Origin of the sequence: Clostridium intestinale DSM 6191, assembly GCF_900130055.1 — a bacterium.
Taxonomy (GTDB): domain Bacteria; phylum Bacillota; class Clostridia; order Clostridiales; family Clostridiaceae; genus Clostridium_T; species Clostridium_T intestinale.
Map to the genome: position 1 here is coordinate 105,861 of NZ_FQXU01000003.1, position 21,979 is coordinate 127,839.

At 32.1% G+C, this 21,979-nt stretch carries 26 protein-coding genes and 1 other annotated feature; of the genes, 23 read left to right on the top strand and 3 right to left on the bottom strand.

The genetic code is table 11. The annotated features are described in order from the left end of the window. Positions 1-3 precede the first annotated feature (3 nt). The 12 genes from BUA92_RS00595 to BUA92_RS00650 all read left to right on the top strand — a co-directional run bounded on the left by BUA92_RS00595 (position 4) and on the right by BUA92_RS00650 (position 12,118). Positions 4-567 carry a GNAT family N-acetyltransferase gene (locus BUA92_RS00595; protein WP_073015832.1) on the top strand — a complete coding sequence of 188 codons (564 nt, stop codon included), beginning with the start codon at positions 4-6 and terminating at the stop codon, positions 565-567. 121 nt (positions 568-688) lie between these two features. Next, on the top strand, positions 689-1,231 hold the full coding sequence (locus BUA92_RS00600) for a helix-turn-helix domain-containing protein (RefSeq protein WP_073015833.1): 543 nt from the start codon (positions 689-691) through the stop codon (positions 1,229-1,231). A 144-nt stretch (positions 1,232-1,375) separates the two neighbouring features. Then, the gene (locus BUA92_RS00605; RefSeq protein ID WP_073015834.1) at positions 1,376-2,296 is read left to right on the top strand and encodes an ABC transporter ATP-binding protein; all 921 of its coding nucleotides are present in this window, start codon (positions 1,376-1,378) and stop codon (positions 2,294-2,296) included. Between the two features lie 2 nt (positions 2,297-2,298). Next, complete coding sequence (locus BUA92_RS00610; RefSeq protein ID WP_073015835.1) at positions 2,299-3,081, top strand: ABC transporter permease; 783 nt, start codon at positions 2,299-2,301, stop codon at positions 3,079-3,081. A 239-nt stretch (positions 3,082-3,320) separates the two neighbouring features. Continuing rightward, complete coding sequence (locus BUA92_RS00615) at positions 3,321-3,695, top strand: hypothetical protein (RefSeq protein ID WP_083553352.1); 375 nt, start codon at positions 3,321-3,323, stop codon at positions 3,693-3,695. A 34-nt stretch (positions 3,696-3,729) separates the two neighbouring features. After that, positions 3,730-4,077 (top strand): TIGR04076 family protein, encoded by a 348-nt coding sequence (locus BUA92_RS00620; RefSeq protein WP_073015836.1) that lies wholly within the window; start codon positions 3,730-3,732, stop codon positions 4,075-4,077. A 365-nt stretch (positions 4,078-4,442) separates the two neighbouring features. Beyond that, positions 4,443-5,738 carry an MFS transporter gene (locus BUA92_RS00625; RefSeq protein ID WP_073015837.1) on the top strand — a complete coding sequence of 432 codons (1,296 nt, stop codon included), beginning with the start codon at positions 4,443-4,445 and terminating at the stop codon, positions 5,736-5,738. Between the two features lie 271 nt (positions 5,739-6,009). Further along, entirely contained in the window at positions 6,010-6,795 is a 786-nt protein-coding gene (locus BUA92_RS00630) for an electron transfer flavoprotein subunit beta/FixA family protein (RefSeq protein WP_073015838.1), read from the top strand. 20 nt (positions 6,796-6,815) lie between these two features. Further along, the gene (locus BUA92_RS00635) at positions 6,816-7,754 is read left to right on the top strand and encodes an electron transfer flavoprotein subunit alpha/FixB family protein (protein WP_073015839.1); all 939 of its coding nucleotides are present in this window, start codon (positions 6,816-6,818) and stop codon (positions 7,752-7,754) included. A 126-nt stretch (positions 7,755-7,880) separates the two neighbouring features. Beyond that, positions 7,881-9,422, top strand: coding sequence for an L-lactate permease (locus BUA92_RS00640; RefSeq protein WP_073015840.1), 1,542 nt, complete (start codon positions 7,881-7,883; stop codon positions 9,420-9,422). A gap of 73 nt (positions 9,423-9,495) precedes the next feature. Then, the gene (locus BUA92_RS00645) at positions 9,496-10,929 is read left to right on the top strand and encodes an FAD-binding oxidoreductase (protein WP_073015841.1); all 1,434 of its coding nucleotides are present in this window, start codon (positions 9,496-9,498) and stop codon (positions 10,927-10,929) included. 49 nt (positions 10,930-10,978) lie between these two features. After that, complete coding sequence (locus BUA92_RS00650) at positions 10,979-12,118, top strand: acyl-CoA dehydrogenase (protein ID WP_073015842.1); 1,140 nt, start codon at positions 10,979-10,981, stop codon at positions 12,116-12,118. Positions 12,119-12,197: 79 nt separating this feature from the next. Here the strand turns inward: BUA92_RS00650 and BUA92_RS23100 are convergent, their stop codons facing one another. The 3 genes from BUA92_RS23100 to BUA92_RS00660 form a co-directional block, all read right to left on the bottom strand. Then, the gene (locus tag BUA92_RS23100) at positions 12,198-12,359 is read right to left on the bottom strand and encodes a hypothetical protein (RefSeq protein WP_175550822.1); all 162 of its coding nucleotides are present in this window, start codon (positions 12,357-12,359) and stop codon (positions 12,198-12,200) included. An 11-nt stretch (positions 12,360-12,370) separates the two neighbouring features. Beyond that, complete coding sequence (locus BUA92_RS00655) at positions 12,371-12,964, bottom strand: class I SAM-dependent methyltransferase (RefSeq protein ID WP_073015843.1); 594 nt, start codon at positions 12,962-12,964, stop codon at positions 12,371-12,373. 99 nt (positions 12,965-13,063) lie between these two features. Then, entirely contained in the window at positions 13,064-13,444 is a 381-nt protein-coding gene (locus BUA92_RS00660) for an RrF2 family transcriptional regulator (RefSeq protein ID WP_073015844.1), read from the bottom strand. 157 nt (positions 13,445-13,601) lie between these two features. On the opposite strand from BUA92_RS00660, the gene BUA92_RS23105 reads away from it, so the two are divergent. The 11 genes from BUA92_RS23105 to BUA92_RS00710 all read left to right on the top strand — a co-directional run bounded on the left by BUA92_RS23105 (position 13,602) and on the right by BUA92_RS00710 (position 21,953). After that, positions 13,602-13,751 carry a hypothetical protein gene (locus BUA92_RS23105; RefSeq protein WP_175550823.1) on the top strand — a complete coding sequence of 50 codons (150 nt, stop codon included), beginning with the start codon at positions 13,602-13,604 and terminating at the stop codon, positions 13,749-13,751. Between the two features lie 235 nt (positions 13,752-13,986). Further along, a complete protein-coding gene (locus BUA92_RS00665; protein WP_073015845.1) occupies positions 13,987-14,568 on the top strand; it encodes a helix-turn-helix transcriptional regulator in 582 nt (193 codons plus the stop codon). A gap of 176 nt (positions 14,569-14,744) precedes the next feature. Next, positions 14,745-15,212, top strand: coding sequence for a hypothetical protein (locus BUA92_RS00670; RefSeq protein ID WP_073015846.1), 468 nt, complete (start codon positions 14,745-14,747; stop codon positions 15,210-15,212). A 71-nt stretch (positions 15,213-15,283) separates the two neighbouring features. Continuing rightward, positions 15,284-15,700, top strand: coding sequence for a hypothetical protein (locus tag BUA92_RS00675; RefSeq protein ID WP_073015847.1), 417 nt, complete (start codon positions 15,284-15,286; stop codon positions 15,698-15,700). A gap of 193 nt (positions 15,701-15,893) precedes the next feature. Continuing rightward, positions 15,894-16,382, top strand: coding sequence for a PRC-barrel domain-containing protein (locus tag BUA92_RS00680; RefSeq protein ID WP_073015848.1), 489 nt, complete (start codon positions 15,894-15,896; stop codon positions 16,380-16,382). Beyond that, entirely contained in the window at positions 16,375-17,403 is a 1,029-nt protein-coding gene (locus tag BUA92_RS00685) for an AI-2E family transporter (RefSeq protein WP_073015849.1), read from the top strand. The genes BUA92_RS00680 and BUA92_RS00685 overlap by 8 nt, the downstream gene beginning before the upstream one ends. Positions 17,404-17,478: 75 nt before the next feature. Next, positions 17,479-17,653: a binding site (T-box leader), on the top strand. A 54-nt stretch (positions 17,654-17,707) separates the two neighbouring features. Continuing rightward, entirely contained in the window at positions 17,708-20,347 is a 2,640-nt protein-coding gene (gene alaS, locus BUA92_RS00690; RefSeq protein WP_073015850.1) for an alanine--tRNA ligase, read from the top strand. A 113-nt stretch (positions 20,348-20,460) separates the two neighbouring features. After that, positions 20,461-20,718: an IreB family regulatory phosphoprotein gene (locus tag BUA92_RS00695; protein WP_021802211.1), complete on the top strand. Its 258-nt coding sequence runs from the start codon at positions 20,461-20,463 to the stop codon at positions 20,716-20,718. Between the two features lie 46 nt (positions 20,719-20,764). Next, positions 20,765-21,178, top strand: coding sequence for a Holliday junction resolvase RuvX (gene ruvX, locus BUA92_RS00700; protein ID WP_021802210.1), 414 nt, complete (start codon positions 20,765-20,767; stop codon positions 21,176-21,178). A 47-nt stretch (positions 21,179-21,225) separates the two neighbouring features. Continuing rightward, entirely contained in the window at positions 21,226-21,477 is a 252-nt protein-coding gene (locus BUA92_RS00705) for a DUF1292 domain-containing protein (protein WP_073015851.1), read from the top strand. Between the two features lie 23 nt (positions 21,478-21,500). Further along, positions 21,501-21,953, top strand: a complete 453-nt coding sequence (locus tag BUA92_RS00710; protein ID WP_021802208.1) for a Fur family transcriptional regulator — start codon at positions 21,501-21,503, stop codon at positions 21,951-21,953. Positions 21,954-21,979: the final 26 nt, after the last annotated feature.

Sequence of the window (21,979 nt, forward strand, 5' to 3'; positions counted from 1 at the left end):
TACATGAACATAAAAATAGATTGTCATAGTTTAGAAACTCCACGATTGTTATTAAGAAAATTATTATTAATTGATGCGGATGATTTATATCAAGTGTTTTCTGATGAAGAAACTACTAATTATGTACCAAGAGAGAAACATTCTGATAAGATTACTACAATCAATCATTTAGAGAACTTAATTAAAAAAATGGATGAAGGTATTTCAATTGTTTGGTCAGTTATTGATAAAACTGATAACAGAGTAATAGGAACTGTAAATTTGTATTTTAAACTAGATAGAGCAGCCTCATTAGGTGCAGTTATTAACAGAGAATATTGGGGCAAAGGAATTGCAACTGAAGCATTAAGGCCAATCATTGGCTTAGGCTTTGATAAAATGAAACTTATACGAATTGAAGGAAAATGCGAATCAAATAATATTGCTTCAGAAAAAATGTTAAAGAAACTAGGGATGACTTATGAAGGAACTTTACGAAATGAAGTGATAATAAAAGATATACCGAGAGATGCTAAAGTATATTCTATATTGGTGGAAGAATATAATACTTCAAGAATAAATAAATAACGTTTCACAATTTTCTTATATATTATACAGATAAAATGAAAATATTCTACAAAGCGCATAATTATTTGACTTTATATTATCAAAGTGATAATATTTTCATAAGTAATTAGGAGGAAGTGTTATGGAGCAAAAAGTTATAGAGTGCATTACTCACCCAATAAAATGTAAACTATTATTAGAGCTATATTCTTCTGGAAAAGCAACTGCTAAACAACTTGCAGAAATATATAATGATATTCCACAAGCAACATTATACCGCTACTTGAAGCGTATGACAAATGACGGTATTTTAAAAGTAGTGGAGGAAAATCAGGTAAGAGGGACAATTGAAAAGACCTATGGAGTTGCCATTAATTTAGATTCTAACGGTCAGGATATGATTGGTGAAAACTCAGGTGATGCTTATATGCAAATGTTTATGCAGTATGTATTTGGATTTGTTAAAAGATTTCAAGACTATTGTAAGAATCCGAACATAGATATCTTAAAAGACAGGTCGGGTTTTTCTCTTGCACCCATCTATGCAACCGATGAAGAATTGGAATCAGCAATGGTGGAATACTCGAAAATAATTCAGCCGCTTTATAAAAATAGACCTACGGCAGATAGAAAATCACGAACTTTAGGATTAATTATTTCACCACCAGAAAATTACGATAAATAAGTTTTTTAAAGCTCCTTTACTTAGTGAATAGTAAAGGAGCTTCTTCTTGACATTATATTATCATAGTGATAATATAATCAATATAATAATAATTTAATCATTAGTTGATAAGATAAATTCTGTTAATGAAGAGGAGGAAAGCACATGAATGCAATCATTGCAGATAGGCTTACTAAAATATACCCTGGTGGAAAAAAGGCGTTGGATAATGTCAGCTTTGAACTAGGGCAAGGTGAGGTGTTCGGATTTTTAGGACCAAATGGGGCTGGTAAGACAACCTCAGTTAAACTTTTAAATGGTATGATATCTCCATCAGAAGGCTCTTGTCATATTTTTGGCATAAATCCTTCGTCTAATCCAGAGAAAGTCCATGCTATATCAGGAGTAGTTACGGAGCATGCGCAGATGTATGGCAATCTAACAGGGCAAGATAACCTTGTATTTTATGGTACGTTATTTGGAATTTCAAAAGAAGAAAGCCGTAAGCGAGCGCTTGAGTTGCTTGAGAGATTGGATCTTACTGACGCAAAAGATAAAAAGCTGAGCACATATTCTACTGGTATGCGTCAAAGACTTTCCTTAGCAAGGGCAATGATCCATACACCCAAAATATTATTTTTGGATGAACCCACCTCTGGATTAGATCCTGAGAGTGCTCAAAGTGTAAATAATATGATCAAAGAATTAGCTAGCGACAAAGGAACCACAGTTTTTTTATGTACGCATCAGTTACGTTATGCTCAGGAGGTCTGCACCTCATATGGACTTATTGATGATGGGACACTGCTAGAGGTAGGTAGCCTTGATGCTTTACGTTGCAAGTTTTTCTCAGGTCTAAATGTTCAAATTAAAGCAAACTATTTCCCAAAAGGAATGCCTTTCAGTAAAACTGAAGGACAGTGGGCTGAAATAAATGTGCAGACGGAGGAGGAAATTCCACCGATTATTAAACACATTGTGGATGCTGGCGGCAACGTATATTCAGTTTCAGCAAATAAATTGTCTTTAGAAGAGATATACTTCTCCCTTATTGAGAAACGAAAAGAGAAAAAGGAGGTCAAATAGTTATGAATGCAATGAAATCTTTAATTAGAAAGGATATACGAGGCATCACCGCCAACAAGCAATTACTTCTAGGAATGATAAGTGTTCCTATAGTGCTGACAGTTGTTATACCTTCAATTTTTATTATATTACTTCATTTTACATCGGATTTTAGGGATTTTGATGCAATGATTCGTATGTTGCCAGTAGACGTTCAGCAAGATAATATGAAGGCTTCGGTTATATCGCTACTTATAAACAACATTATGCCTGTTTTCTTTATAATAATCCCTATTATGGCTTCATCAATTATGGCAGCAAGTTCTTTCGTGGGGGAGAAGGAAAAGCGAACACTTGAAACGCTCTTATATTGCCCTCTTTCTCTAAAACAAATATTCAGAGCAAAAATACTTTCTTCATTTATCATGAGTGAACTGGTTTCTTTCCTATCTTTCATCATTATGACACTTGTGACGCAGATTGAAATATTTATAACAACAGGCAGCCTGATGTTACCTAATATAAGTTGGCTAATAGTGCTATTACTTATATCTCCAGCTATGTCCCTAATCTCAATTACATTGATTGTACGTGGCTCAGCCAAGGCACAAACAATGGAAGAATCCCAACAACTTGGTGCACTTTTAGTTTTGCCAGTAATTTTTCTAGTGGCTGGACAGTTTGTAGGGATTATCCTTATAAATATTTGGATTCTATTAGGCTTAGGAGTCTTTTTGGCAGCGATTGCATGGATTTTGATTAACGGTTCGTTTAAAAAAATAAGCTATGAATCAATGTTGCGTTAAATGTAAAGCACAAAACAACACTATAAAACTGTAGTATTTTACTAGTTTTATAGTGTTATTTTTACATATTCAATGAAGCATTAGCACTAACTAGGTTTATTTCTAAAGTCTCATTGCCCTAGGTTATATTTTCTATAACTTCCTTTATTAGATAAATATGATATAATTGATTTATAATTGTTAGAGAATTCAGAATTAAATTATAGAGCTAAATAGTAATTTAAATAGGGGGACAAATTATGAAACAAATCGAAAATTATAATGCGAATAAATATAATAGCGATCTATATTCTGAAATTGAAAACGGAATATATGAAGTAAAAGAGGATGGTGAGATTTTATATGTAACTTCACTATCTTTTATTCAAGAGCCAGAATTTAATGAGGGAGCTAATGCAAGTAATATAACACAATATCCTTTAGAAGATATACTAGATAAATATTATTGCTATATTTCAGATTTTTACAAAGAACTAAATACAGTTGATTCTCAAAAGTGTTATCAAGAATTTGCAAGTCCTGATTTAGAGGATATAAGAACACTACGCTTTTTAATAGGAAAACACGTATATAACAAAGAAACTGGAAGATATGTAGAACTTATTATTGAATAGGGAGGAAAGTAAAATTTAAAGTTGGAGGTTAATCGTGAAAAAATGGTATGATGAGGAGTACAAATTTGAAATTGAGGTGACTGGGTTTCTTCGTAGTGATCACACAGAACGATATTGCAGAAACGGAGAGGAAGTTGGAGATAAATATACCTGTACATATGGCTGTCCAACAAATTCAGATGGACAAGGTATCTGTTCCAAGGTCATGATGATTATGTTTCCAATCATGGAGGCAGTCAGAAGTGGCGGAGATTTAGAGAACATTGGTGGCAACGATAAATATAGCAAGGATATCGTATGCCCTGATGGTTGCGTCATGTTTAGGGTGACAGCCCAAAAACTTAACAATGAGAATTTTTATAAAGGGAAGTTTTTTGATTAGTTTTTAATAACTAAATTTGGGTGATTTTTAAATAGTATAGTTTTAATACAAAAATATATTAAGTAAATCATATTTGAATCACTTTATAGATTGCTGAAGCAAGGTGGTTTAAATTATTGTTTTTAAAATCTAATTCAGATTTGTATTATAGAAATGTCTTGAGAGTTGAAAGTTCAATGATAATTTATAAAGTTATAATATTATATGACATATTAATAAAGATTTAACAAATTATAAATAAAATAGAAAAAATAATGGTGAAATAATGATATATCCGTTATATGGTGGAAATTGGCTTGATATTTGCTTAACAAGGTAGTGTAAAAGATAGAATTTCAAGCTTGATTTTGAGGAGGTAACGGGTAATGAGAAAATCTAAAAATAGAAGTGATATTGGTGGATTTGGTTTAAGTGGATGGGGAACTATTGTTTATTGTGCAGCGATGTTTTGGTTTTATGTGGGCATGGTAAACGATGGTTCTAATATTACGGCACCAGCTTTTGCGGCTAAAACAGGTCTAGACTATTCTGTTGTATTGAGTATGGGTACTGTTGCAGGAGTTGTGGGCTTTTTTTTCTTTATCATATTTGGGCAAATTAATATTAAAATAGGTTCAAGGTATACTTCTGCAATATGTATGTTTCTTGCAGGGATTTTTTATGCTGTAATGGGAGGAACTAATTCTTTAGTTATATATGCAATAGCTTTATGTATTGTAACAGGATCGGTAATGGCTGGAGGATATATAGCTGGAGGAACTTTAGTTGCAAAATGGTTTCCTAAGAAAAAAGGTATAGTTATGGGATATACAACGATGGGACATAATTTGGCTTCAGCTTTTTATGTTCCAATGATTGCTTTTCTTGTGAATACTTTAGGACTTCAAAAGGGGTTGATAGTCCCAAGTGTTTTGGTAATAATTTTGGGTATACTAGGATTGCTTATGATTAGGAATACTCCAGAGGAGAGGAATCAATTACCTGATAATGTGTCAGAGGAAGTATATAAAAGTGAATATTTTAATGAAGAAAATAATGATATCTCTGGCGGATGGACTACTAAGAATCTCTTAAAGGAAAAACAATTTTGGTTATCATCAGTGACTACAGGCATTTATCAATTAGTTACAGTTGGAGTTATGACACAGCTAGTTGTTAGAAATGTTCAATTAGGCTTTACTCAGACAGAGGCTATTTCTATTATGACGTTTTTGGCAGTTATAGGGGTAATTGGATCATGGATTGTTGGAGTTATTGATCAAAAGTTAGGTACTAAAAGATCTATGCTTATATTTGGAGTATGGTACATTATAGCATTGTTTTTTAATGTTACAGAGACAAAGATTGGAATTTATATTTCTATATTTATGATAGGTATGGCAATTGGAGGTTCTGCTAATTTTACTACATCACTTCCAGCAGCTGTATTTGGGAGACATGGTTTCGAAAAGGTTAATAGCGTAATTTTCCCAGTGCAAGGGATTATAACTTCTGTTAATTTCTTGCTAAGTGGAATATCAATTGCGTTAACAAGGAGCTTAAAAGGAACTTATATTGTTTTTATATGTATATTGTTTATTAATTTAATATTAATTCGTTATGTAAATGAACATAAATTCAATAAGGATTTTTTAGATAAAAATGATAGTGTTGGTATATAGCTTTTAATTAAATGATTAAAAAGAAGTGCTTTTTTATGAAGGTACTTCTTTTTTGTTTAGATTAAGGATGAGAGTCTAAGTGTGAAGAAAGTTGTATTAAATTTACGGAAGATGTATTAAATACAAAAATTAATTATTTATTTAATGCGTTGAAATTTTTGGAATATTGTGATAAAATTAACTTGTTAATTGGTAAGACCAATTTCTGATTATTTAAATACAAAATGATTTTTAAAATTAACAATCTGAAAAGGGTAAGGAGAGGGATAGTATGAGGATTCTATTATGTGTAAAACAGGTTCCAGATGATTCTGTTGAAATTCATTTGGACAAGGACAAGAAAAAACCTAAATTAAATGGAGTCAGTTTTGTGGCAAATGCATTTGATACATATGCATTGGAGTTAGCTGCACGTTTTGTTGAGACTCATGGAGGAACAATTAGTGTATTGACGGTTGGAGCAGAGGATTCTATAAACACGTTAAGAAACTGTCTTGCAGTGGGAGCTAAAGAAGCCTTTTTTGTTAAAGATGATTTATATGCAGATTTAGATGCTATGGGAGCAGCTGGAGTTTTAGCTGATGCTATTCATAAAATTGAAGAAGATAAAGGTGAAAAGTTTGATTTAATTCTATGTGGAAAAGAATCTACAGATGAAATTACTGGACAAGTTGGAGCAATGCTTTCTGAAAAGTTAAGTTTAGGATATCTTAGTAGCGCTATTGAAATCGATTTAAAGGATGATGTGATGGAAATTCATCAAGAAACTGATGAAGGTTATAATTTAGTTTCTTTAGGTTTTCCAGCTGTTGTTACAGTAAGTAAACCGGATTATGATCCACGTTATCCTACTATTAAAAATAAGATGGCAAGCCGTAAAGCAGTTATCAAAACTTATAGTGCAGCGGAAATTGGAGATGTAGAGAAGTCAAAGGTACATTGTATTCAATATGTTGAACCCCTTAAGAAAGAGGCTGGCATAAAGATTCAAGAAAAAGACGCTATATTAGCAGTTAGTGCTACTATTGATCAAATGAAAAAAGATAAAGCAATTTAATTAAGGGGGGAAGAGACGGTATGAAAGCATTATTATTTATTGAAACAGATAAAGAAAAAGTTTTGAGCGGAAGTATTGAACTTATTAGTGCTCTTAAGGAATTGGATGCAGAAGGTACAGCTATTGTAGTAAATAACAAAGCTGTTGCAGAAAAAGCATCTGATTTTGGAGTTCCAGTTACTTTTGTAGATGGAGCTTCTGACTGTGATACTTTGACAGAGATATTATCAGAAATAGTTAAAGAAGAGAATCCAGATGTTGTTTTACTTGCAAATACAGCAATGGCTAAGGATATTGCACCACGTATTGCAGGACGTGTTGGATTAGGGTGTGTAAGTGATGTAACAGGGATTAGTAAAGATGATGGGAAAATTATATATACTAGACCAGCTTATGGCGGTACTATTTTAGAACATATTGTGGTAGATGGCACAGCTGTAGTTACAGTTAGAAATGGAAGTTTTCCAAAACCTGAAGCTGGTTCTAAAGCAGAGGTTACAGAGAAAGCTATTGAAGTTCAAGCTGATGCTTTAAAGTCAAAGATTATTGACAGGGTAAAAGAAATTTCAGAATCTGTTAATTTAGAAGAAGCTGAGGTTATTGTATCTGGTGGACGTGGCCTTGGAAGTGAAGAAAACTTCAAACTTGTTGAAGAATTAGCAGGTGTACTTGGTGGTGTAGTAGGTGCAACAAGACCAGCAATTGAAAATGGATGGATTCCGCGTACACATCAAGTTGGACAATCAGGAAAAATAGTATCACCTAAACTTTATATTGCATGTGGTATTTCTGGAGCAACGCAGCATACATCAGGTATGTCTGGCTCAAATTATATTGTGGCTATTAACAAGGATGAAGAGGCTCCAATATTTGAAATTGCAGATGTAAGCATTGTTGGAAATGTAAATGAGATTCTTCCAGTTATGATTGAGGAAATGAAAAAATTAAAAGAAAAGTAGTCACTTTTTATTGTATAAAAGAAATTGTCGCACTAAAAAATGAGCTTAATGTGCACTAACAATTGAACTTGGTGTCGCACTAAAAAATAGGGTTAATATTTTAAAATTAAATAGGGAGATGGAAAAATGTTATTTCTAAAATTCTTAATGGCAATATTACCTATTCTTTGGCTTATAGTTGCGCTCAGTAAATTAAAGATGCCAGGCTATAAAGCTTGCTCTATAGCCCTTTGTGTTACTATGTTTTTGGCGATTTTCTTCTGGAAATTGAGTGTGATTAATACTGTGACAGGAGTATTTGAAGGGATTCTTAATGCATTGTGGCCAATTTGCTTGGTTATTGTTGCAGCACTGTTTACCTATAATCTGATTTTACGTACAGGGGCAATGGATTCCATAAAGCAAATGCTAGCAGAAGTTTCTATAGACAAAAGGGTTTTGATATTAATTATTGGATGGGGATTCGGTAACTTTATGGAAGGTATGGCGGGGTTTGGTACAGCTGTTGCTATTCCTGCATCTATGCTGGCTGCTATTGGACTAAATCCCTTTGCAACAGTTATAGCATGTTTAGTTGCAAATACTACACCAACTGCCTTTGGATCAGTTGGAATACCTTTAGTGACTTTTTCAGCAGTAACTGGTGTTTCAGCTACTGACTTAGCGGCAAATACAGCAATAATTGAGGGGCTTCTTTGTTTTATAACTCCATTTATCATGGTGTGCATCATAGGTGGTGGAATTAAGGCTTTAAAAGGTTCATTTATTGTTACCTTAGTTGCTGCAATATCATTTACAGTGCCTGCTTATATTATGGCAACAACAGTTGGACCAGAACTACCAAACATAGTAGGTTCCATATGTTCTATGGTATTTACAATTATTGCAGCCAAGGTCTTTAATAAAAAACCTCAAGAAGAGTATTGTATTAAAGTTAGTGAGGAAAAGGAAAAAACAAGTTTATCCTTTGGTAAAGCAGTACAAGCATGGTGTCCATTTATTTTAATATTTGTGATGTTAATTTCTACATCAACATTATTTCCGCCAATTCATGATGTAATTGCAGTATTTAAAACTAGTTTAAAGGTGTATGCAGGTCAAGGTGCAAATACATTGAATTTTAGCTGGATCAATACCCCAGGGGTTATTATTTTTATTGCTGCAGTTATTGGTGGTTTTGTACAAGGTGCCAAACTATCTTTGATATTTGATGTACTACTTAGTACCTTAAAGGCAAACTGGAAAACGATTGCTACAATCTGTGCAGTTATGTCCACAGCAAAAATAATGGCATATAGTGGAATGATTTCTGATATTGCAAGTCTTTTAGTTGTGGTTACAGGAGGAGCATATCCATTAATTTCACCATTGATTGGATCTATTGGTGGGTTTGTAACGGGCTCAGGTACATCAACAAGTGTTTTATTTGGAGGATTACAAGTAGAAACAGCACGAAACCTTGGACTTTCTGGAGCTTGGATGGGAGCAGCAAATACTATGGGAGCAGGTATTGGTAAGATGATTTCTCCTCAAAGTATTGCAATCGGAGCAAGTGCAATTGCTGCTACTGGCTCAGAAAGTAAAATTTTAAGAACTGTATTTAAGTATTTTATCTGCTATATAGTTATAGCTGGTATTGTATGTTTCTTAGGAACCTTATGGCTTTAATAATTTTTAAGTGGTTTAATTGTGAGCAGAAATTTAAGTTTTTCACTAAATATATATGAAGGGAATGAGTAATATGGCTGAATATAATAAGTTAACAGAAGAGATAATAGAAAAATTAAGGGCGGTAGCTCCAGGGCATATTTTAACAGATAGTGATATCAATGAAGATTATTCTCATGATGAGATGCCTATCTATGGGAAAAAAGCTCCAGAAGTTGTTTTTATGGCACATTCTACAGAAGAAGTTTCTGAAGTTGTAAGGATATGTAATGAAAACAAAATACCAGTAACTCCAAGAGGAGCAGGAACTGGTCTTGCTGGTGGAGCAGTTCCACTTTTAGGGGGAGTTCTAATTGACATTACAAAGATGAACAAGATACTTTCTTATGACATGGAAAATTTCGTTGTTCATGTACAAGCAGGGGTTTTATTAAATGATCTTGCAGAGGATTGTGCTAAAAAAGGATTGTTATATGCTCCAGATCCAGGTGAAAAGCTAGCTTGCCTAGGTGGAAATGTTTCAACAAATGCTGGTGGAATGAGAGCTGTTAAATATGGTGCAACTCGTGATTATGTACGTGCAATGACAGTTGTTCTTCCATCAGGAGAAATCACTCACTTTGGAGCTACAGTATCAAAAACAAGTTCAGGTTACAGTCTTTTGAATTTAATGATTGGTTCAGAAGGAACTCTTGGAATTATTACAGAGCTTACTCTAAAAATCATGACAGCACCAAAGGTAGTTGCAAGTTTAATTATTCCTTTTGAGAATTTAGATGATTGTATTTCTGCTGTTCCAAAATTCAAAATGGAACACCTAAATCCACAAGCATTAGAATTTATGGAAAGAGAAATTGTTTTATCTAGTGAAAGATATGTTGGAAAAAGTGTATTCCCACAAGTAATTGATGGAGTAACTGCAAATGCTTATTTACTTGTTACTATAGATGCTAACAATGAAGATGAGTTAAATGATCTTATTGAAAAAGCAAGTGAAATAGTATTGGAGGCCGGAGCAATTGATGTTCTTGTAGCTGATACCCCTGCAAAAATGAAGGATGCTTGGGCTGCACGTTCTAGTTTTCTAGAAGCAATTATGGCAGAAACAAAATTATTAGATGAATGTGACGTTGTAGTTCCAGTAAATAAAATAGCCTCTTATCTTGCCTTTGTAAATAAAGCTGGTGAAGAGTGTGGGCTAACTATTAAGAGTTTTGGACATGCAGGAGATGGAAATCTTCACATATATCAATGCAGCAATGACTTAGAAGAATCAGAGTTTAAAGCAAGGGTTGATAAATTCTTCAAAATTATCTATGATGAAGCAACTTTATGTGGCGGACTTGTTTCAGGAGAACATGGAATTGGTAGTGGAAAGGTTAAATATCTTGTAGACAGCGTAGGCGAACTAAACATGGAATTAATGAAGGGTATTAAAAAAGTGTTTGATCCGAATTCTATCATGAATCCGGGCAAGGTGTGTTACACATTAGATGGTATAAACTAATAAATCACAATTGATATACACATATAAAAAAGAGAGGTAGGGAATTAATATGGATTTTAAACAAGATGAAAATCATCAACAATTACAAGAAATGTATCGTGACTTTGCAGAAAATGAGGTTAAACCAATAGCAAAAGAAATTGATGAAAGCATGCGTTTTCCAGAAGAAAATGTAGCGAAAATGGCTGAAATGGGGCTACTTGGAATTCCATTTCCTGAAGAATATGGTGGAGCTGGAGTAGACACCTTAAGTTATATACAATGTGTTGAAGAATTATCTAAATGTTGTGCAACAACAGGAGTTATTGTTTCAGCACATACAAGTCTTTGTGCATCACCAATTTATGCATATGGTACAGAGGAGCAAAAAGAAAAGTACTTAAAACCACTTGCTACAGGTGAAAAATTAGGTGCCTTTGGACTTACTGAACCTGTTGCTGGAACTGATGCTTCTATGCAAAAGACAACAGCTGTTTTAGAAGGAGACAATTATGTATTAAATGGAAGTAAAATCTTTATTACTAATGCAGGATATGCAGACATATATATTGTTTTAGCTATGACAGATAAGAGTAAGGGAACAAAGGGAATTTCAGCTTTTATCGTTGAAAAAGATTTCCCAGGTTTCTCTGTTGGAAGTCATGAAATGAAGATGGGAATACGTGCATCTTCAACATGTGAATTATTCTTTGATAACTGTATAGTTCCAAAGGAAAATCTTTTAGGACAAGAAGGTAAAGGTTTTGGAATCGCAATGGCGACTCTTGATGGAGGACGTATTGGTATAGCTGCACAAGCTCTTGGTATTGCAGAAGGTGCAATAGAAGAGACTGTAAAATATGTTAAGGAACGTGTTCAATTTGGACGTCCTATCGCACAGTTCCAAAACACACAATTTGAACTAGCTCAAATGCGTGCAAGTACAGAAGCTGCAAAACTTTTAGTATATCAAGCTGCATGTGCTAAAGATGATCATGAAAGATATACACATTTAGCTGCAATGGCAAAATTAGTTGCATCAAGAAATGCTACTGATGTAACAAACCGCTGCTTACAACTATTTGGTGGTTATGGATACACAAGCGACTATCCAATAGAAAGAATGATGCGTGATGCTAAAATAACAGAAATTTATGAAGGAACCTCAGAAGTTCAAATGATGGTTATTTCAGGATGGATGTTTAAATAGGAAGCAAACTTAAAGGAGGTACCTGTAAGTTATTTATACTTACTTTATACCTCCTTTAACTTATAAAAATAGTAGATTTTTATTCTACAACTAAGGGTAAGGCTTCCTTTTCTTCTAATCTATAGTCATTATCTAGTTTGTTTAGATGATTAAATGCCGATCTTAAAGCAAATATGGCAATTATATTTGAAATAATGTCAGACAGTGGTGTTGTGATGAGCATGTCTTTATTTGTGTCCATTAATTCCCCTCCTATTTAACGGCTATCATGGTATAAATAGCATCGTTAATTTTCGTTTTCTTCACAAGTTTAAAACCAATTGTAGTTAATGTTTTTTCAAGGTTCTCTGAGGAGATACGAATAGACATTGGTGGTCCTTCTACTATCAACTCCTCTTTTTCATACTCTAGACATAATAAATGTCCACCGGGTTTTAGTACCTCATATATCTTTGAAAGTGCGTTTGAAAGCGAGCTAACTTCGTGGAGTATTAAAGATGCCATAGCAAAATCGATACTTTCATTTTTAATGGTTAAGTTTTCAAGATAATCTTGAATAAGCTCAATATTAGTTATTCCTTTTTCCTTTGCTTTTTCTTCAATAACTTTTAGCATACGCCAATCAGGGTCCATGGCATAAACTTTATTGGTAGTGCTTTCTGCCATAGGAATTGTAAAAAAGCCTGAACCAGCACCTATATCAAGTAGGGTATGATTTTTTTCAATAGGCATTTGACTGATAAGAACTTCAGGGGGAATAAGTTTCACCCTTTGTTTGCTATCTAAAAAAGCTATTTTGTTTAAAAAATTTTGATTAAATTCATTGTGATGATGATTATGATTCATAATATACCTCCTATAAAATACAATACAGACTGTAATTGTCTATAATTACTTAAAAAAATGAGCAGCTTTATAACTGCTTACATGATTTCTAGCTCATTTTTAAATAATATCAAAAATAAGTTTCTCCTTAAGGTGTTTCACCATCTTGTCTTCAGCTTCCCTCATAACATTCTCAATTCTACAAGTGTTATTTTCACCCATTTCACAAGTGAAAAGTGCTCCACTTCCTTCAATAGCTTGAATGACATCATAAAAGCTTATTTCAGATTTAGGTTTTCTAAGAGAATAACCTCCGTTTACACCAGGTGTAGACTGAACTAGGTCAGCTTTGACTAATTGAGTTAAAATTTTTGATAAGTAAGTTGAGGGTATATTCATATGATTAGCCAATGGAATGAGACTTAAATTCTCCTTACCTTCTTGTTTAATTAAGTAAGCCATGATATGCAAGGCATAATTTGTTGCTTTAGTATACTTCATATTAATTCCTCCATAAAGATATTACAGACTGTATTTGTCTTTAATTATAAATTGGAGATTTTATCTTGTCAATAGGTATATTTTTATTAATTGTAAAAGAATTAATTGGGCAAATTAAAAGATGAGTAATATAGAAAACATTTAAGAGGTGAATAGAATGAGTACAAAATATAAAAATACAAAAAAGAAAATGGCGTCTTTAGGTCTTAAAAAAAGTGAAAATGGAGATTATGTTTATATTGATCCAAATGATACTACATCAGAGTTTGTACCAGTAAGAAATAGAAATAAGGAGAAGGATAAATAGTTATATGACAGAATGTATTGTAACTGGAATGGTATATTTTATGGTAAAATTAAAAAGGAATCTTAAGTATAAATAAAGAAGGCTTTATTAAGCTTAGTGGAATGTTGGAGTAAAAAGTTGGTGGCATTTTTAAGGTGTCAAATCTTTTTGACATCTGAAAATAAGCCAATGTAAAGCACTTTTGATTGTGATAATTTATTTAAGATCTTAGACTGAAGTTGCAGGAGGACATTTTATGGAGATTGGAAAACAAATAAAAAAATATAGGAATGAGATTGGGATTTCGCAGGATGAATTAGCTGAAAAGATTTTTGTATCTCGACAAACAATTTCAAGTTGGGAAAATAGTAAGAGTTATCCTGATCTTAGAAGTTTATTATTACTAGGTTCTCTTTTTGATGTCTCTCTTGACAATTTAATCAAAGGAGATCTTGAAAAAATGAAAGAAAAGGTAAAGGAAGAAGACATTAAAAGATTTAAAAGTGAGGGGAATATTTTTACTATCCTCATGGTAGTTTTGATTTTAACTCCAGTTCCATTAGCAATGCTTTGGAATTTCGTTGGTTTAGGAATATATGGAGTGATTTTTATTATAACTATGTACTATGCCCTTAGAGTTGAAAAACTAAAAAAGAATTTTGACATTCAGACTTATAGAGAGATTCTTTACTTTGAAGAAGGTAAAAGTATGGATGAAATTGAAAAGAACCGTGAATATGGGAAACGTCCATATCAAAAGTTTTTGTTAGCAGTGGGGGCAGGGGTGATTACTCTTGTTGTTGGAGTTGTTATAGCTATAGTGATTCGTGTATTATAAATAAAGTATAAGTTTTAGAATGGGGTGCTTTCTTGGAAGAGCGCTTCTTTTTTTATTTATACGTAATTACTAGAACTATAACCCATATCTTATGTATAATTAAGAAGATAAACTATTTGACAATAGTATTATTCAGTGAGTAAGTTAAATAGTAATTTTTATAGGAGTAATGAGGAATGAAGAAAGTCTTAATTAATAAATTAAACCAATTATATACTGGAGAATTGGCAAGCATAGTAGTTTTTTTGTCTATATACTATTGGAAATTCGAGGATTTTGTTCTTCCTGTATTCTATCCTTTACTAGTTTTATGTTTTATTCTTTTTCAGGGAGCTTTGTATTGGTTTATTTGTCTACAAAGGCTAAAAGGTAAATATATAAAAAATGTTGGGGGGAGTTTTTATGTTCTCAAGTATTTTAACTTAGCTCTCATCCTAGTATCTATACCAGTAATATTAATTGGTAATTATGATAATGTATTTCATATAATTGTAGGCTTTTTTCTTTTGTTATTTGCTATTGTAGAATGGATAAATTATTTTTTTGTTAGACTTTCATATAGAAATCCCAAAATACCAATTGATTTAATTAAACATAGAAAGTTGAAAAAGAGTAAGTTAGCTAAAGAAATTGCAGAACGGTAAATTTCAATTTGAAAGTGAGATATAGTAAAATATTTTAACTAGAGTATTTTAAAATTAAAAAGGGGATATTTATGAATAAGAAAAAGTGGATTTTTATAGTCATTATAATGGGGGTAGCGCTTCTGTTTTATTATATTAACACAAAACCTAATTATAAAATTTCAAGGGGAAATGTTAAGGATATATATTGCAAGTATTCTGATAAAAATGGATATTATTCTATTAAAGTTAGTGATTCAGATAAAGAGATGATAATAGATGAAGTAAGTAAAATGAGAAAAAAGAGTGTAAGTGGAGACATAGTTACTCTAAATTATAGTTTTGTTATTGAACTTACGAGTGGGGAAACTTTATCTTTCCATGCAAATACAAAAAATATCATAAAGTTATATTCCAAAGATGGAAAGTCTATTTTAAATATAAAAGCTCCTAAAACTTATGAGTTTATAAAAAGATTTACTGATGAAAATAATATTGAGAGATATTGAAGAACTTAAAGTTTTTTGTAAATAATAACATTTTATAATATCACTCTGCCATAAACAGATAAAAGTTTATGGCATAGCTTTTTTTATTTAGGAAAATAGGCATAAAGAATCTAATGAAACTTCATAAATAAATGTTATATTTTATCAATTTTTAGAAATACTAAATATATAATTTTCTATGGGAGGCGATTTTTTGAAACGTAGGAAAGATTTTGTAGGGATGATGGTTTTTGATGTTGGGGGAAAGAAAATAGGAACTGTAACTGATATATATATAGATTTTTATAAGGGAATAGTTAAGGGTTTTAAGATTTCAGCTTTTAGTTTATTTAAGAAAAAGCAGTTTATAGCTGTTGAGGATATTTTATCTTTAAATGAGGTTATAGTAACAGCTAAAACAACCTCTGAAGAAGGCATAGCTTTTTTAGATATTAAGGATATGGAGGTAATAAGTAACGAGGGAAATATTTTAGGTGTAGTTGAGGATGTTCTTATTAATTTATTGAATTATTCGATTAAAGGTATGATTGTTGCCTCAGGGATTTTTGATAAAATATATAAGGGAAAAAGAGTTTTGCTTATAAATAACAGCATACTTGGTGAAAAAGAAATATTATATTATGAGGATCAAAGGATATCATTTAAGTCCCTTCCACACAATTTGGTGATGTCTAATGAATAGAAGTTATGTGGTGAAGTGGGGCAAAAGAATTGGAATATTACTTTTATTATTAGCTATTATATTCATAATAAACAAAAGCTCTATTATAAGAGAGCTAGTAGGTGTGGTTTTTACATCATTTATAATAGCTTATAGTTTAAAACCTGTTAAAAATTCTATAGTAAGTAAATTTAAGTTTAACGAGAGGTTAGTTTCTGCTTTATTAGTAGTTGCTATATTAGGCACTGTTGTTTTAACTTTTGCTTTATTAATACCAACATTATTTAAGGAAACTTTGGATATAGAAAATATTTTAAATGGATTTACTGAATTAATAGACTCTGTTCTTAATAAACTTAGAAGTTATAATATAGGTGTTGTGGATGTGATTTATGAGCAGACTAGCGAAAAGCTAAATGTTTGGCTTATTGATACTTCTTATAGATTTTTTGATACCCTTATAGCTTTGTGGGAGAATATGATATCCTTGGCTATAATTCCTGTTGTAACTTATTATTTTCTAGCGGATGGGAAAACTCTTGGCAGTAAGTTTTTATTGGTTCTTCCAACTGAAAAAAGAAGTGTTGTTAAACTTATTGGTAAGGATATAGATAAACTTTTAGGTAAATATATATTTTCTCAGCTTCTATTGTCACTTATTATAATAGTTTTAACCTTTATAGGTTTACTTGTAATAGGGATTAAATTTCCTTTATGGCTCTCTATTTTAAATGGAATATTTAATATAATTCCTTACTTTGGGCCTATAATAGGGCTAGTTCCAGCTCTTTTAATAGCTTTTTTAACTTCTCCATCTAAGGCTATTGCAGTTGCTATATTATATTTTGTAATACAACAGTTAGAAGGGGATCTTATAGCTCCTAAGGTTACAGGAGAATCTATTAGTATGCATCCTATTTGTATTATATTATTGCTTTTGATTGGGGAAAAATTAGGAGGGATATTTGGGATGGTTTTGGCTGTTCCTATAGGTGTCATGGTTAAGGTTATATATGAGGATATAAATTATTATTTATTTTAGATATATTAGTTATGACTAAAGGTGATAAATATTGACAAAATTATTTGCGTATCCTATAATTCAAATATATATTTGTGTTTGGCTGTGAAGAGAATGAGTAGATTTAATTAATGTATCTAGAGATGAAGTGGCTGGTGAAAACTTCGTACATATTAAATTGAAGCTGTCTTGGAGCTGATTTTCTTGAGTGATGCTATTATTATAGCATAATTAGGGTGGTACCGCGGAAGTTATGTCTTTCGTCCCTTGTTTAGGGATGAAGGGCTTTTTATTTTAATTTTTTTTATTGTTGGAGGTAAAATATATGAAATTCATGGGAGCAAATGAGCTTAGAGAAGCATATTTAAGTTTTTTTGAAGGTAAAGAACATTTAAGGCTTGAGAGTTTTTCTCTTGTACCTAAAAATGATAAAAGTTTATTATTAATTAATGCGGGTATGGCGCCATTAAAGCCTTATTTTACAGGACTTCAAGAGCCACCTAAAAACAGAGTAACAACTTGTCAAAAGTGTATAAGAACTGGTGATATTGAAAACGTAGGGAAAACTTCAAGACATGGTACTTTTTTTGAGATGCTTGGAAACTTTTCTTTTGGTGATTACTTTAAGGAAGAGATCATTCCTTGGGCTTGGGAATTTATAACTGAAACTTTACAAATTCCTAAAGATAAGCTTTATGTAACTATATATTTAGAAGATGATGAAGCTTTTGATATTTGGACTTCAAAAACAGATGTAGATCCAAGTAGAATTTTTAGATTAGGTAAGGATGATAACTTCTGGGAAATTGGAGTTGGACCTTGTGGACCTTGTACAGAAATTCACTTTGACAGAGGAGAAGGTAAGGTTGAGTCTGTTGAAGAATTCCTAAAGGCTGCTGATGATGATAGAATAGTTGAGTTTTGGAACCTTGTGTTTACTCAATTTGATAAGGATGAACAAGGAGTTTACAACAAACTTGCAAAACCTAATATAGATACTGGAATGGGTCTTGAAAGAATAGCTACAATAATGCAAGGGGTAAATAATATTTTTGAAATAGATACAGTAAGAAGCATACTTAACAAGGTATGTGAGGTTACAAATTCAAAATACGGTGAGGACCCTAACAAAGATATATCTTTAAGAATAATTACTGACCATCTTAAGAGTGTTGCTATCTTAATTTCTGATGGAGTTTTACCTTCAAATGAAGGAAGAGGTTATGTTTTAAGAAGATTATTAAGAAGAGCTGCAAGACATGGAAGATTGTTAGGAGCTAAGGATATATTCCTTATAGATATAGTTGATGTTGTTATTGAGAACTATGGAAAAGCTTATTCTAATTTAGTTGAAAAGAAAGATTATATAAAGAAAATCATTTTATTAGAAGAGCAAAGATTTAATGAAACTATAGATTCTGGTATGGATATATTAAAGTCTTATATAGAAGAAATGGAGAAGGCTTCTGAAACTGTATTAGTTGGAGAAAAAGCTTTCAAATTATATGATACTTTTGGATTCCCACTAGAACTTACTATGGAAATATTAGAGGAAAAAGGTTTATCTTTAGATTTAGAAGGTTTTAATAAGTCTATGGAGCATCAAAGAACATCTGCTAGAGAAGCAAGAGGGGAAAGTACTTACATGGGTACTGATGATAAACCTATCAATAAATTAGATGCTTATATAGAAACTGAATTCTTAGGATATTCAAAACTTGAACTTAAATCAGAAGTGGTTGCATTAGCTGATAGTAGTGATTTAAAAGAAAAGCTATCTGAAGGAGATAAGGGTTATATAGTTACTTCTAATACTCCGTTTTATGCAGAAATGGGAGGTCAAGTAGGAGACACTGGTGTTATTTATAATGATAATTTTAATGCAGAAGTTTATGACACTAAGAAAAATGTTTCTGGAAAGACAATCCACTACGTTACTGTAGTTCAAGGTGAAGTTTCAGTTAATGAAGAAGTAACACTTAAGGTAGATAGAGTAAGAAGAAGCAGCATAGGTAAAAACCATACTGCAACTCATATGCTTCATGAAGCTTTAAGAGAGATACTAGGAGAACATGTATCTCAATCTGGATCTTATGTTGATGCTGAAAGATTAAGATTTGACTTTACACACTTCCAAGGATTAACTAGAGAAGAGCTTGACAAGGTTGAGGATTTAGTTAATGAAAAAATAATGGAAGTATTTGATGTTGATACTGATGTTATGACTATGGATGAAGCAAAATCTTCTGGAGCTATGGCTTTATTTGATGATAAATATGGTGATAAAGTTAGAGTGGTTTCTGTTGGGGAATTCTCAAAAGAACTATGTGGAGGAACCCATGTTAGAAATTCAGGAGAGATTGGATTATTTAAGATAGTTTCTGAAGCTGGGGTTGCAGCTGGAGTAAGAAGAATAGAAGCTTTAACTGGATTTAATGCTTTAAGATATATGGAAGAAAAACAAAATCTATTAAAAGAAGCTTGTGGAATATTAAAATGCAGCGAAAAAGAAGTTATAAAAAAAATTAATACAACAACTCAAGAGCTTAAGGAAAAGGATAAAGAGATTCAAGAGCTAAAGAGTAAATTAGTTTCTGGAATTGAAGATGAAATATTAGGAGCTAAAAAATTAATTAACGATGTAGAAGTTGTTGCTTATGTAGTTTCAGATGTTGATGCGAATTCTTTAAGAGATCTTGCTGATAAGGTAAGAAATAAATTAGATCTTGGAGTAGTTGTTTTAGGTAGCGTTTTAGGAGATAAGGTTAACTTTGTATCTATGGCTACTAAAAATGCATTACCAAAAGGCGTACATTGTGGTAAAATCATTAAAGAAGTTGCTACTGTAGCTGGTGGTGGCGGTGGTGGAAGACCAGATATGGCGCAGGCTGGTGGTAAAGATCCGCTAAAAGTTAATGAAGCTATTGCCAAATCATATGAAGTGATTGAAAATTTGGTAAAATAGTGTACATTTTTAATATATTAAGTTATAATAAACTTAGATAATGGGTATATTTATTAATATGTTAATGTAATATTGTGCGAAGGGATGGTGAAGCTGCCTTTTAGCAGCGAATTATGAACGACAATATACAAAATACTATGATGTTTGATAGAAATAGAGATAAAAAAGATTTAACAAAGGCAATGCTGACAGAAGTTTATGATTCACTTATTGAGAAAGGATATAATCCTGTGAATCAATTAGTAGGCTACTTGATTTCCGGAGATCCAACATATATTACTAACTACAATGGAGCTAGAGCTCTAGTGAGAAAACTAGAAAGAGATGAGATTCTAGAAGAAGTAATAAAATCCTATCTAGGAATAGAGTAAAGAGTGCCTTCGGGTGCTCTTTATTGTTAATTGAGGAGTATATATAATGCGTATTTTAGGTTTAGATTTAGGAACTAAAACTATAGGAGTTGCTGTAAGCGATCCTTTAGGGTTTACTGCACAAGGGATTACTACTGTAAAAAGGAAGAATTTTAATAGCGATATTGAAGAAATAAAAAGGATATATGATGAGTATTCTGTACAAACTATAGTGATAGGACTACCAAAAAATATGAATGGAACTATAGGAGAAGCAGGAGAGAGAACATATAAATTTTGCGAAAAGTTAAAGGCTGCTTTTAATCCTGAAATTGTGTATTGGGATGAAAGACTTACAACTGTTGCTGCTCATAGAGCTATGTTAGAAGCCGACTTATCAAGAGAAAAAAGAAAAAAAATAGTGGATAAAATAGCTGCAACCTTTATCTTACAGGGCTATTTAGATAGAAAATCTAGATAGGGTTAAGGCTTAATATATAATTTTAAAATATTTAAAGGAGTGTTTTTATGGAAAACGAAGTTGATAAAATTACCTTATTAGATGAGGACGGAGAAGAAAAAGAATTTGATGTTGTGACAAAACTTGATATTGAAGAAAATGAATATGTAATAGTTATTCCTTCAGATGGGGATGAAGAAGAAGCTGTTGCGTTAAAAATTGTTAAAGATGAAGATGGAAACGAGGTTCTTGTAAGCATAGAAGACGAAAATGAATTTGAGATGGTTGCAGAAGCTTATGAAACGTTATTTAGTGAGTAATTTATAGAAGAGAGGGTAATTTTATGCCATATTTAAATGAGGAAGAAGTAAATTCTTTAAAGGAAGATTTTAAGAAAAAAGGGTATAAGCTGACACCTCAAAGAAGAGCGATTGTAAACTCTATAATCAAAAATGAGGGTAAGCATTTAACTGCTGAGGAAATTTATGATGAGGTAAAGAGAGATTGTCCAGAGATCGGGCTAGCTACGGTTTATAGAACCATACTTTTACTTGAAGATTTAGGTATAATATATAAATTGGATTTAGATGATGGTTGTGCTAGATTCGAATTAGCTCATGAGGGCGAAAATCATAGACATCACCACTTAGTATGTAACGTTTGTGGTGGGGTTATAGAAGTGGAAGACGATTTATTAGATGAAATTGAACAAAAGATTCAAAATTCTTATAACTTTGCGATAACGGATCACTCAGTTAAGTTTTTTGGAGTTTGTGATAAATGTAGAGACAAATAAATAAAGGTATCCTCTCGATTGAGATG

Excerpts from the sequence above, each read along its gene's own strand:
- BUA92_RS00595 (WP_073015832.1), top strand. The coding sequence starts at position 4 with ATGAACATAAAAATAGATTGTCATAGTTTAGAAACTCCACGATTGTTA.
- BUA92_RS00600 (WP_073015833.1), top strand. The coding sequence starts at position 689 with ATGGAGCAAAAAGTTATAGAGTGCATTACTCACCCAATAAAATGTAAA.
- BUA92_RS00605 (WP_073015834.1), top strand. The coding sequence starts at position 1,376 with ATGAATGCAATCATTGCAGATAGGCTTACTAAAATATACCCTGGTGGA.
- BUA92_RS00610 (WP_073015835.1), top strand. The coding sequence starts at position 2,299 with ATGAATGCAATGAAATCTTTAATTAGAAAGGATATACGAGGCATCACC.
- BUA92_RS00615 (WP_083553352.1), top strand. The coding sequence starts at position 3,321 with ATGAAACAAATCGAAAATTATAATGCGAATAAATATAATAGCGATCTA.
- BUA92_RS00625 (WP_073015837.1), top strand. The coding sequence starts at position 4,443 with ATGAGAAAATCTAAAAATAGAAGTGATATTGGTGGATTTGGTTTAAGT.
- BUA92_RS00630 (WP_073015838.1), top strand. The coding sequence starts at position 6,010 with ATGAGGATTCTATTATGTGTAAAACAGGTTCCAGATGATTCTGTTGAA.
- BUA92_RS00635 (WP_073015839.1), top strand. The coding sequence starts at position 6,816 with ATGAAAGCATTATTATTTATTGAAACAGATAAAGAAAAAGTTTTGAGC.
- BUA92_RS00640 (WP_073015840.1), top strand. The coding sequence starts at position 7,881 with ATGTTATTTCTAAAATTCTTAATGGCAATATTACCTATTCTTTGGCTT.
- BUA92_RS00645 (WP_073015841.1), top strand. The coding sequence starts at position 9,496 with ATGGCTGAATATAATAAGTTAACAGAAGAGATAATAGAAAAATTAAGG.
- BUA92_RS00650 (WP_073015842.1), top strand. The coding sequence starts at position 10,979 with ATGGATTTTAAACAAGATGAAAATCATCAACAATTACAAGAAATGTAT.
- BUA92_RS23100 (WP_175550822.1), bottom strand. The coding sequence starts at position 12,359 with ATGGACACAAATAAAGACATGCTCATCACAACACCACTGTCTGACATT.
- BUA92_RS00655 (WP_073015843.1), bottom strand. The coding sequence starts at position 12,964 with ATGAATCATAATCATCATCACAATGAATTTAATCAAAATTTTTTAAAC.
- BUA92_RS00660 (WP_073015844.1), bottom strand. The coding sequence starts at position 13,444 with ATGAAGTATACTAAAGCAACAAATTATGCCTTGCATATCATGGCTTAC.
- BUA92_RS23105 (WP_175550823.1), top strand. The coding sequence starts at position 13,602 with ATGAGTACAAAATATAAAAATACAAAAAAGAAAATGGCGTCTTTAGGT.
- BUA92_RS00665 (WP_073015845.1), top strand. The coding sequence starts at position 13,987 with ATGGAGATTGGAAAACAAATAAAAAAATATAGGAATGAGATTGGGATT.
- BUA92_RS00670 (WP_073015846.1), top strand. The coding sequence starts at position 14,745 with ATGAAGAAAGTCTTAATTAATAAATTAAACCAATTATATACTGGAGAA.
- BUA92_RS00675 (WP_073015847.1), top strand. The coding sequence starts at position 15,284 with ATGAATAAGAAAAAGTGGATTTTTATAGTCATTATAATGGGGGTAGCG.
- BUA92_RS00685 (WP_073015849.1), top strand. The coding sequence starts at position 16,375 with ATGAATAGAAGTTATGTGGTGAAGTGGGGCAAAAGAATTGGAATATTA.
- alaS (WP_073015850.1), top strand. The coding sequence starts at position 17,708 with ATGAAATTCATGGGAGCAAATGAGCTTAGAGAAGCATATTTAAGTTTT.
- BUA92_RS00695 (WP_021802211.1), top strand. The coding sequence starts at position 20,461 with ATGAACGACAATATACAAAATACTATGATGTTTGATAGAAATAGAGAT.
- ruvX (WP_021802210.1), top strand. The coding sequence starts at position 20,765 with ATGCGTATTTTAGGTTTAGATTTAGGAACTAAAACTATAGGAGTTGCT.
- BUA92_RS00705 (WP_073015851.1), top strand. The coding sequence starts at position 21,226 with ATGGAAAACGAAGTTGATAAAATTACCTTATTAGATGAGGACGGAGAA.
- BUA92_RS00710 (WP_021802208.1), top strand. The coding sequence starts at position 21,501 with ATGCCATATTTAAATGAGGAAGAAGTAAATTCTTTAAAGGAAGATTTT.